Below are 10,595 nucleotides of genomic sequence, written 5' to 3' on the forward strand. Positions count from 1 at the left end.
TTGCAAATTTCGTGCCAACATTATTAAATAAATAAAAAAACTCCTGTAAGTAGCTACAGGAGTAAAACTAAGATTTTCTTTTCAATTTTCACTCTATAACTTTATTTGCATTATTGCAAACTATTTAGATTACATAAATTACCACGGGCAAATATTCCCTATTTCAACTTTATTCGCATTTATGCAAATAATTTCTCACTATTGCAAATTGTATTTTGTTAGCTTCCTATATAAAGTTGAAAGATTTATATCTAGTATTTCAGCAATTAACTCTTTGTCCTTAGTGGAAGAACCATATTCTTTAAGATATCTTTCTAATATATCTTTCTCATACTTATCTACCATATCTTTTAAGGTTTTTTGATGACCACATTCCATATAATTTTCATTACTTAAATAATCCTTTATATTCATAGGCAAAGCATTATATGGAATTTCTTCTTTCTTAGCCATGTTGACTAAATATTCTACTGTATTTTCTAATTCCCTAATATTTCCAGGCCAGTGATACTTATGAAAAGCATCTTTTACTTCCTTTGAATAAAACTTCTTTTCTTTCTCTAGCTTCAAACAGTTTTTACTAAGTAAATTTTCACTTAATAAATCTACATCTTCCTGTCTTTCTCTTAATGGCGGAATGATTATAGGTATTACATTTAATCTATAATATAAGTCTTCCCTAAATTCCCCGCTAAGGACCATTTCCTCTAAATTTCTATTTGTAGCAGCTATTAGTCTAAAGCTAATATTTATTAATTCCTTACCTCCCACTCTCATAAATGCTTGCTCTTGCAACACTCTAAGGAGTTTAGGCTGTAGGTGAATAGGTAAATCTCCTATTTCATCTAAAAATAAAGTACCACCATTTGCCAATTCGAACTTCCCCATCTTACCTTCCTTCTTTGCCCCTGTAAACGCTCCCTCTTCATATCCAAATAACTCAGATTCCAAAAGATTATCTGGAATAGAAGCACAGTTTATGGCAATAAATGGAGCTTTGTTTTTATCACTTTCATAATGAATAGCTCTGGCAAAAAGTTCTTTACCAGTACCACTTTCTCCCCTTAATAGTACTGATGATTCACTTGGCGCTATATTTTTGGCTATTGATTTGACCTCTAACATTTTAGGACTATTGCCTAATATTTCCTTAAAAGTTACCTTTCTTTCTCCTTCCATTAATTTATAAGCATTTCTTACCATCTCAAAGGTTCTTTGGATCTCTAAGATATTACTAACTGTCCTTCCCTCTACTACAACTGGAATATTCCTTATGATAAAACTATTTTTCTTATTACCTATTTTTATCTTTTTCTCTATGGAAAAACTTTCTTCTCCATTTTCCTTTAAATCTGGAAGTATTTTATCTATATTAGTATCTATTAATTTGCATTTATCTTTTACAAGATAGTTTTCTACATTAGAATTTATAAATTTTATCTTTCCATTTTCATCAGTACAGATAATCCCCTTATCTAAACTATCTATTATCATTCTAGTCTCTTCATGTTGAATAGTAATATTATTTATAGTTTCATAATAATTAATATTTCCGACTATTAAATCAGATAATTTACTTAGAAAAACTAAAAGATCTTCTTTTTGTTCTTGAATTTTCTTTTTTTGTTCGGCCTTAAAAGCTATAAGTCCAATTACTCCTACTAATTTATCTTTATTTAATATTGGATATCCTAAAGTCGCCATTTCAGAACAACTTCCCTTTAAGCTGCAGCTAAAACACTGTTTACTTACATTTGGCTTATTTATTACCTGGGGTTTTTTAGTTTCTGCAACTACTTCAAAAGAACAACTATTGGGAATTCTACTTCCTATAGCATCTCTATATTTTCCAGTGGCTGAAACCCTATACATATTTTCATCTATTATTGTTACATCTACATTTAATACTGCCTCTATTGCTTCTGCTACTTCTTGAACAGAGTCCTGTATCCTAAATAAACTCATCTTACCACTCCCTATCTACTACTTACAGTATAATATATTTTTATCGTTTATGAAAAAACAAATTTAATAAATCTTATTTTTATATGATATAATATAAATTTAGAAAACCCGTGATAATTTATAGAGTTGGAGGAATTTAAATGTCTGATAGAAAGTCTTGGAAAGAATATTTTATGGAAATTACCGAACTAGTAGCGACTCGTTCCACCTGTGACAGGGCATTTGTTGGCTGCCTTTTAGTTAATGATGATAATAGAATAGTATCTAGCGGTTACAATGGTTCTGTTTCTGGAAATCCTCATTGTGATGATATAGGACATACTATGAGGGATGGTCATTGTATAGCAACAATTCATGCTGAAATAAACGCATTATTATATTGCGCTAAGGAAGGTATCTCAGTAAAGGATTGTACTGCTTATGTAACTCATTTTCCTTGTCTCAATTGTACTAAGGCATTAATACAATCTGGAATTAAGCATATCTATTATAAACATGATTATAGGATAGATGATTACGCCGTAGAATTGCTTAATAAAAATGGAATTGGATTTGAAAAAATAGAATAAGTAACAAAAATGGTGCCAGGCACCATTTTTGCTACTTATTCATTAATTACATATAGCTTCCTTAGCTAATTTATCAGCTTCTTCATTATATTCTATCCCTGAGTGAGCCTTTACTTTTATGAACACTACATTTAGTTTATCTTTTATGGAATCATAAAATTCTTTATAGGCTTTAGTTCCATCTTTGTTAGTTTTCCAACTTCCCTTTGCCCACTGTTCTATTCCAGTATAATCAAAATGAAGATATAAATTATCTATTCCCTTTTCAATTGCCAATTCCATAGCTACCATAGCCCCTTTTATTTCTCCTGATACATTGCGCATTTCAGCTAAATCCTTATCACTCTCTCGTCCACTATAAGTTTCTTTACCGTCAATAGTAATAAATACAACTCCATAACTATAGGTCCAGTTATTTATATCAAAACTTCCATCTACATAGGCTATAGCCTCATTTTCTTTTAATTTCTTCTCATCAAATTGTTTAAATTCTTTATTTCCATTATCTATAAAATTCACAGCCTCTTCATATGTAGAAAATTTTTTATATTCTGCTCCTGAATATCCTCTTACTTGTTCTTCACATTTTGCCCAAGTTTCATATATACCTAGAGTTTTTCCCTTTCTCACTGCATAGTAAAATTTCGCCACATCTTCACCTCTACCCTATATTTTAAATCTTATAATGATATAATTTTATATAAGATTTAATAAATATTATTTCTTCTATATCTAAAGTTTATAATACTTTTAACTTCATAGTTAATTTCAATACATTTATATCTACTTCCTGCCTAAAATGACTTTCATTCTATTCTATATAGAGAAAATAGCTATAATTAATTTTTCGAACCATTAATTCACCGAATTATAAGTTAAAAATCTTTTTTCTAAGAAATACATTTAATAAATAAAACATAGTATTATACAAATAGATAAAATAATTATAGCATAAAAAATCCTAGTATAGATTTCAAATTGCAGATTTTAATCTCAATTATGAATAATTATATTATATTTTTACTAACAAACCAATATAATCAATGGTATAATATAGTGGATAATATGTCTAAGGAGGGATTTTGCTAATGGATATTAACTTAATAGGGGTACCATTAACATATGGTTGTGATAAAGATGGTGCTCAATTAGGACCTGCTACACTTAGGGAAAACAAAATTATAGATATTATTAAAGGAAATGGACATAATGTCTATGATATAGGTGATATTTATATTCCTTATGTTGCACCTGAGGATAAATTTAAAGATCATCCAAAAATGAAATACCTAAATACCATAGCAGAAATGAATTGTAATTTAGCAAACAATGTGTACTGTTCTCTTGTGGCACAAAAATTTCCATTTACTATAGGTGGAGATCATGCTTTAGGCGCAGGCAGTATTGCCGGTGCTAGTAAATTCTTTGATGACTTAGCTGTAATATGGATAGATGCCCACGGAGATATAAACACCTTTGAAACTTCACCTTCTGGCAATATACATGGAATGCCTTTAGCAGCTTCCATGAATGTTGGACATCATATGCTTACAAATATTTATTTTGATGGAATTAAAGTAAAACCAGAAAATGTATATATACTCGGTTGCAGGGATATTGACTCAGGTGAATTTGCCTTAGCTGATAAACTGAAACTAAATATGTATACTATGGAAATAGTACGTGAAAAAGGTTTAGACAATATATTAAAAGAAATAGTAGATAAAATAAAAACTTCTAATGTAAATGGAGTTCATATAAGCTTTGATATAGATGTTCTTGATTTATCTCTCGTACCTGGCACTGGAACTCCTGTAGCTGAAGGCTTTAATATGAATGAAGGAAAACAAGCATTAACTGCTTTATTAAATGAAAAGTTTGTTACTTCTATGGATTTTGTAGAACTAAATCCAAAGCTTGATAATGAAGACGGAAGAACTACTAAAAATTGTATGGAAATCTTAGACCATATATTTAAAATGATGAATAATTAGATATCAAATTATTGTTTTAGTTATTCTTAGCTTTATTATTTTTATATTTCTTTTAATAACACTGACATAAAAAAGCTCCTTTCTGGTTTAACTTATGTTTTGATTCTTACCAGAAAAGAGCTTTTATTTTCATATCTTTTATTTTCCTATATATTTTCTTTTATTCTTCTTCCCTTATACTATCTAGAACTAGATTCATTTCCTCATAAGTCATATATCTTGGCACGCCTCCTAATAAGATTCCATCTTCATCTACGAAATATGATGTAGGAAAACCACCTACTAAATATGTTCTAGATACTTCTCCATCTTCATCTAAAAGTACTTCAAATTCATAATTACCTTTTTCTATATATTTTTTGACTTTTTCCATATCTTCCATGACATCTACAGATAGTACAACTAAATCATCATTTTCATCATCTAGTTTTTGAAGGTCCGGCATTTCCTTATCACACCAAGTACACCAAGTTGCCCAGAAATTTATCAAAACTATTTTCCCTCTATAATCTGATAAAGATACCTCATCACCATTTAAGTTTTTAAGGGTAAAATCAGGTGATTCCTTTCCAATAGCTATATCAAATTCCATTTCTTCTTCATCGGCTGCTTCCATATTCTCTTCTGGTAAATTTTCCTCTATATTTTCGTCAGTCTTTTCCAATATTGGTTTCTTACATCCTGTTACTACAACCATTAATAACAAAACCACTAATAAAATTCTTTTCATATTTACCTCCTTTATTGTAATAATCTGCTTATATTTATTACCTTATTAAAAAATACAAGCAATCCGAAAACTACCATGATTAGACCACTAATTATAGGCACATATTTTAAGAACTTATCTGCCTTTTCCATAAACTTAGTAAATATATTTATAAATAAGGCTGTCAATATGAATGGTATACCCATGCCTATGGAATATATGAAGAGTAAATAAACTCCCTTTGAAACAGTGCCTACTCCTCCAGCATAAATAAGTATAGATCCTAACGTAGGACCAAAGCAAGGTGTCCATCCTGCTGCAAATGCCATCCCCATTAGAATTGAGCTAAACCAATTGGTTATTTTCTTAGGTGCTTTAGCTCTTCTTTCAATATCTAGAAACTTTAATTTCAAAATGCCCATCATATTTAATCCAAATAAAATTATAAGCACACCACTGATTTTTGAAAAAAGTTCTTTGTTTCTAATAAATAATTTACCTAAAAAACTAGCAGATGTACCCATTATCATAAAGATAATTGTAAAACCTAGCACAAATCCAATTGTTCTTGATAAGGCAAACAATCTTTTTTCTTCTAGTTCATTTTCCATATTAGCACCAGTAATATACATTATATAAGCTGGTATCAACGGAAATATACATGGTGAAAAAAAAGATATAAATCCAGCAGCAAATGCCATTGGAATTGAAACATTTCCTAAACCCATAACTACCCTCCATAAATTTTATTTTTATACTTTTACCCTATTTTTCTATAAAGAAACAATTTACCATATACCCCTATACCCTATTATGCCTTATATTAAATTTGAAATCAATAGTCAATTGTAGTATGATTTATCTATCGAATTTACTTAAGGAGGTATAGGAATGAATAAGGAAAGTATTATTACTAAATTTCTTGATTACGTGAGAATTCCAAGCCCTAGTTATAGAGAAGGAAATTTTGCCGAAGTACTAAAGAAAGATATGGAGAAAATAGGATTCGATATAATAGTTGATGATGCCGGAAGTAAGGCCAATTCTGATACTGGTAATATAATAGGATATCTTAGTGGAAATAAAGATATAGAACCTATTATGTTTTGTGCCCATATGGATACTGTAACTCCCTGTGAGAATATTGATCCTATTATTGAAGATGGAATAATAAAATCTAAAGGAAATACCATTCTTTCTGCTGACGATAAAGCAGGAATAGTTAGTATATTAGAAGGTATTAGATATATCAAGGAAAATAATATACCTCATGGTGATATAGAAGTAGTATTTACAATCTGTGAAGAAGTTGGTCTTTATGGCTCTAAATACTTAGATTACTCTAAAATAAAATCTAAAATGGCATTTGTTTTAGATGCTAGCGGAGATATTGGAGGAGTCAATGTTCAGGGTCCAGCTCAAGCTCAAATACATGCCAAATTCCATGGTAAATCTGCCCACGCAGGTTTAAATCCAGAAAAAGGTATAAATGCTATACAAGTTGCATCAAGAGCAATTGATAAAATGACTTTACTTAGAATAGATGAAGAAACCACTGCAAATATTGGTATCATCAAGGGAGGTTCAGCTACAAATATTGTGGCAGACTATACAGAAGTAAAATTTGAAGCTCGCAGTTTAAATGAAACAAAATTAAGCAAACAAGTAGATCATATGGTAAATACCATGGAACAAGCGGCAAAGGAATTTAATACAACAGTAGATATAGAAATTAATCATTCATATCCAACATTTAATCTGGATAATAATGAATCTATGCTAGAAATAATAGAAAATGCTATGAAAAAATTAAATATTCCTTATATGCCTAAATCTACTGGCGGAGGCTCTGATACAAATATTTTTAACGGTAATAATCTTAAGGCAGCTACCTTAGGAATAGGTATGTTTGGCGCTCATAGCGTGAATGAATATATAGCTGAAGATGATATTGTTAAGATGGCAGAATTAGTCGTTGCAATAATAGAGAATGTATATAATAAAAATAAATAGAGGTGGAGTAAATGGATTTAAAAGAAATTAGAAATACTGCAAGGGAAAAAATGAAAGGATTTTGTAGAGTATGTCCAGTATGTAATGGAGTAGCTTGTGCAGGAGAAGTCCCTGGTATGGGTGGTGCTTTAACAGGTTCATCTTTTAAAATAAATGTTGAAGATTTAAGTAAAGTAAAAGTAAGATTAAAGACTATCCATAATGCAAAAAGTCCAGACTTAAATTTTAATTTTTTAGGAACACAACTGCAAGTACCAATAATTAGCGCTCCTATTACTGGTACAGCCTTTAATATGGGTACTACATTAACAGAAGAAGAATATATAGATAGTGTAGTAAATGGCAGCCTAGATGCTGGTACTATTGCTATGATAGGTGATTCTGCTGATCCAGAACTATATATATGCGGCCTAAATGCTTTAAATAAAGTAGATGGAAAGGGCATAGCTATTCTAAAACCTAAGGAAAATAAGATAATTATAGATTCTGTAAAAAAAGCTGAAAATATAAATACTATTGCTGTGGGAATGGATATTGATGGCGCAGGACTAATTACTATGGCATTAAAGGGAACTCCTGTTGGTCCTAAAACTATAGACGAGTTAAAGGAAATTATTTCTTCTACTAATTTACCATTTATATTAAAAGGTATAATGACTAAAGAAGAAGCACTTTTAGCTGTAGAAGCTGGAGCTAAAGCTATAGTTGTTTCAAATCATGGTGGCAGAGTATTAGACTCTACTCAATCTACTGCAAAGGTATTACCAGAAATAGCAGAGGCTGTTAAAGGTAAAACCACAATTCTTGTAGATGGAGGAATTCGCTCAGGAGTAGATGTATTTAAAATGATTGCCTTGGGAGCAGATGCAGTTTTAATCGGCAGACCTGTAATCTTCGGTGCATATGGCGGATATAGAGAAGGTGTTTCATTGATAATAGAAAATATGAAAAATCAACTTCTTCAAACAATGATTTTAACTGGAGCTAAGGATTTATCATCCATAGATAAATCTATGATTTCTATAGAATGGTAATTAAGACGGGAAATTTCCCGTCTTAATTAATTTTCCACTGGATATTCCTTGGTCAATTCTCCTAATGCAAAAAATCTTTTTCCTGTATTTGATGAATAATAACATGTCATAAGAGATACTATTGGCTTTTCCCTTTCATCAGCCTTCTTATTATAAAGCATATCCATAGCTGTATCCGGTACTACTACAGTATCATAAATAGTATATTCATAGATAGTTTCTTTATCTGTTATATATACTATAGTCCCAATTTCTATGTCCATTAAAGAACCAAATAATAAATTTTTATTCTTCATCCTATGACCTGCCAATGGATAATTTCCTTCTCCCATTTTCTGTTCAGGAACCATAGTAGTAACCCCTGCTAATAGGTTTGCATTTGTAACACCCTTTAGTATTGGTAAATTTATATCTAAATCTGGAATAATTAATTGACCTATCATAGATTTGTTATCAAAATCACTTGCCTTTATAATACTTGATATAGTTCCAATATCTTCTATAGCTTCATAGTTATATTCTGCCTCGATTTCTAAATTATTGACTATTTCATCATGTGTAATTGTCTCTATTATCTCAGATTTATTTTTAATATTAGATTTAATTATTTCCTCTTTTATATTAGGAATTAAGATTAATATAATTCCAACTAATATTAATGCTATGGATATTAGTTTCTTCATTTCTCCTCCTCCAAAAATAATACAAAAAATCTATAACATAAAATCTATAATATATAGGTGTCTTTACATCCTTTAAAAATCCCTATAGCAAAACTTATATCTTCATTTAAGTTCTGATTTTATTTCTTTATGAAATAAAGCCTTATTTAAACTCTACTTTTCATTATAACAAAATTATATTATATATTTGATAATATATACACTCTTATCTCTTAACTAAACAAGTCCTTTAAAGAATCTCTATTTAGCTCCCTGCCAATTATAATAATTTGACCTATTGGTTTTATTTTCCCCTTTGTCATATTTACCTTTCTAGGTACAAAATCGAAATCAATCCACTGTTCTTCAATATTTAACAATGTTCCTTTAGCTCGAAAAATCTTACCGTATTTATCTTTATCTAATTCATCTAAAATAACTTTCAACTTAGACTCATCATACTTTTTCATAGTTTCAAGGGACCAAAATTCAAATTTTTCTTGAATCCCATCATGATCCTGATGCTCATCATGATGATGACATGAATTACAAAATTCATTGAACTCTATAGAGCCTTTACCTAGTTCTGCAAAATCTAAGATGTGTTTAGCTTCTAATTTATCCCAAGGTGTAGCAATTATATTTCCATGAGGATTTATTTCTCTAATAGAACTAATTACTTTGTTTACTTTTACTTCCTCAACTAATTGAGTTTTACTAAGTATTATTGTACTTGCATGTTGAATTTGATCTATGAAAAAATCACCAAATAATTCAATAAAATCTCCAAAATCATTTGGATCTACTATTGTCATAGCTATATTAGGTTTTACATTCTCACTAATTTTAGCCTTATTAATAATAGATAATATATCAGATAATTTCCCTACACCTGTTGGCTCAATTATAATTCTTTTAGGATTATATTCTTTGATTAAATCTTTAATTGCCAAATCAAATTCTCCAGCAAGTGTACAACATATACATCCAGAAGAAATGGATTTAATCTGAATTCCACTTTCACCAAGTCTGCCTGAATCAATATCAATATCACCAAATTCATTTTCGATTATAGCAATATTTCGTCCTAGGATTTCTTCATCTAATAATTTTTTAATCATAGTCGTTTTTCCAGCACCTAAAAATCCAGAAATAACATCTATCTTTATACTCATAAATCTCACCATCCTTAACCTTATATGTATACTTTTCCCCTTTGGACTGGGAAGAAATTAATGATAATAACATTACTATAAGCTTATAGTACCTTCCTCGTTTACATTGTATATTAACAATTTAAACTAATCTAATTATGTTTGCAAATAATGGCAATAATTATTATAGATAATTTTAATAATAAGTATCCTATTATTGTCTAAGTCCCTTATCTATAACTATATTTGAATGTAAAAACTATATGATATTTACAATCCCATTTCATATGTGATAAACTATTATTATCCATATGGATGCCTCCTTCGATTAAGTTTGGTTGGGTGGTATTCATAAATGCAAAAATACAGGTGGAATTATCCACCTGTATTTTACATTCTACTTCATTTGTTCCCTTGCTATTTCTGCACCTTTTTCTAAGGCTTCTTTGTTTATTGGTAATAGGTTTTTTCTGTTTTCTCCAAATACTGCTGTAA

General features: G+C 29.7%; 10 protein-coding genes. 4 read left to right on the top strand and 6 right to left on the bottom strand.

All coding sequences use genetic code 11. The features are described 5' to 3' along the window. Nucleotides 1–198: 198 nt before the first annotated feature. Nucleotides 199–1,965, bottom strand: a complete 1,767-nt coding sequence (locus ABWP20_RS13810; RefSeq protein ID WP_353096543.1) for a sigma 54-interacting transcriptional regulator — start codon at nucleotides 1,963–1,965, stop codon at nucleotides 199–201. Nucleotides 1,966–2,105: 140 nt separating this feature from the next. Here ABWP20_RS13810 and ABWP20_RS13815 point away from each other — a divergent pair, with 140 nt between their 5' ends. Beyond that, nucleotides 2,106–2,534 (top strand): deoxycytidylate deaminase, encoded by a 429-nt coding sequence (locus ABWP20_RS13815; protein ID WP_353096544.1) that lies wholly within the window; start codon nucleotides 2,106–2,108, stop codon nucleotides 2,532–2,534. A gap of 42 nt (nucleotides 2,535–2,576) precedes the next feature. On the opposite strand, the gene ABWP20_RS13820 is transcribed toward ABWP20_RS13815, so the two are convergent. Beyond that, the gene (locus tag ABWP20_RS13820; protein WP_353096546.1) at nucleotides 2,577–3,185 is read right to left on the bottom strand and encodes a ribonuclease H1 domain-containing protein; all 609 of its coding nucleotides are present in this window, start codon (nucleotides 3,183–3,185) and stop codon (nucleotides 2,577–2,579) included. 437 nt (nucleotides 3,186–3,622) lie between these two features. Between ABWP20_RS13820 and rocF the strand changes: the two genes are divergently transcribed. Then, nucleotides 3,623–4,528 carry an arginase gene (rocF, locus tag ABWP20_RS13825; protein WP_353096548.1) on the top strand — a complete coding sequence of 302 codons (906 nt, stop codon included), beginning with the start codon at nucleotides 3,623–3,625 and terminating at the stop codon, nucleotides 4,526–4,528. A 160-nt stretch (nucleotides 4,529–4,688) separates the two neighbouring features. On the opposite strand, the gene ABWP20_RS13830 is transcribed toward rocF, so the two are convergent. Continuing rightward, nucleotides 4,689–5,258, bottom strand: coding sequence for a TlpA family protein disulfide reductase (locus tag ABWP20_RS13830; protein WP_353096549.1), 570 nt, complete (start codon nucleotides 5,256–5,258; stop codon nucleotides 4,689–4,691). Between the two features lie 11 nt (nucleotides 5,259–5,269). Further along, nucleotides 5,270–5,965 (bottom strand): cytochrome c biogenesis CcdA family protein, encoded by a 696-nt coding sequence (locus ABWP20_RS13835; RefSeq protein WP_353096551.1) that lies wholly within the window; start codon nucleotides 5,963–5,965, stop codon nucleotides 5,270–5,272. Nucleotides 5,966–6,128: 163 nt separating this feature from the next. Here ABWP20_RS13835 and ABWP20_RS13840 point away from each other — a divergent pair, with 163 nt between their 5' ends. Both ABWP20_RS13840 and ABWP20_RS13845 read left to right on the top strand, forming a co-directional pair. Further along, nucleotides 6,129–7,250 carry a M20/M25/M40 family metallo-hydrolase gene (locus ABWP20_RS13840; protein WP_353096553.1) on the top strand — a complete coding sequence of 374 codons (1,122 nt, stop codon included), beginning with the start codon at nucleotides 6,129–6,131 and terminating at the stop codon, nucleotides 7,248–7,250. 11 nt (nucleotides 7,251–7,261) lie between these two features. Next, nucleotides 7,262–8,284, top strand: a complete 1,023-nt coding sequence (locus ABWP20_RS13845; protein ID WP_353096555.1) for an alpha-hydroxy-acid oxidizing protein — start codon at nucleotides 7,262–7,264, stop codon at nucleotides 8,282–8,284. 26 nt (nucleotides 8,285–8,310) lie between these two features. On the opposite strand, the gene ABWP20_RS13850 is transcribed toward ABWP20_RS13845, so the two are convergent. Next, a complete protein-coding gene (locus tag ABWP20_RS13850) occupies nucleotides 8,311–8,967 on the bottom strand; it encodes a class A sortase (RefSeq protein WP_353096556.1) in 657 nt (218 codons plus the stop codon). A 212-nt stretch (nucleotides 8,968–9,179) separates the two neighbouring features. Next, nucleotides 9,180–10,121 carry a GTP-binding protein gene (locus ABWP20_RS13855; RefSeq protein ID WP_353096557.1) on the bottom strand — a complete coding sequence of 314 codons (942 nt, stop codon included), beginning with the start codon at nucleotides 10,119–10,121 and terminating at the stop codon, nucleotides 9,180–9,182. Between the last annotated feature and the right edge of the window lie 474 nt (nucleotides 10,122–10,595).

Source organism: Tissierella praeacuta (assembly GCF_040396155.1).
GTDB lineage: Bacteria > Bacillota > Clostridia > Tissierellales > Tissierellaceae > Tissierella > Tissierella praeacuta_A.

Bases quoted from the DNA above. Each gene is read 5' to 3' on its own strand.
- ABWP20_RS13810 (WP_353096543.1), bottom strand. From the start codon at position 1,965: ATGAGTTTATTTAGGATACAGGACTCTGTTCAAGAAGTAGCAGAAGCA.
- ABWP20_RS13815 (WP_353096544.1), top strand. From the start codon at position 2,106: ATGTCTGATAGAAAGTCTTGGAAAGAATATTTTATGGAAATTACCGAA.
- rocF (WP_353096548.1), top strand. From the start codon at position 3,623: ATGGATATTAACTTAATAGGGGTACCATTAACATATGGTTGTGATAAA.
- ABWP20_RS13830 (WP_353096549.1), bottom strand. From the start codon at position 5,258: ATGAAAAGAATTTTATTAGTGGTTTTGTTATTAATGGTTGTAGTAACA.
- ABWP20_RS13835 (WP_353096551.1), bottom strand. From the start codon at position 5,965: ATGGGTTTAGGAAATGTTTCAATTCCAATGGCATTTGCTGCTGGATTT.
- ABWP20_RS13840 (WP_353096553.1), top strand. From the start codon at position 6,129: ATGAATAAGGAAAGTATTATTACTAAATTTCTTGATTACGTGAGAATT.
- ABWP20_RS13845 (WP_353096555.1), top strand. From the start codon at position 7,262: ATGGATTTAAAAGAAATTAGAAATACTGCAAGGGAAAAAATGAAAGGA.
- ABWP20_RS13850 (WP_353096556.1), bottom strand. From the start codon at position 8,967: ATGAAGAAACTAATATCCATAGCATTAATATTAGTTGGAATTATATTA.
- ABWP20_RS13855 (WP_353096557.1), bottom strand. From the start codon at position 10,121: ATGAGTATAAAGATAGATGTTATTTCTGGATTTTTAGGTGCTGGAAAA.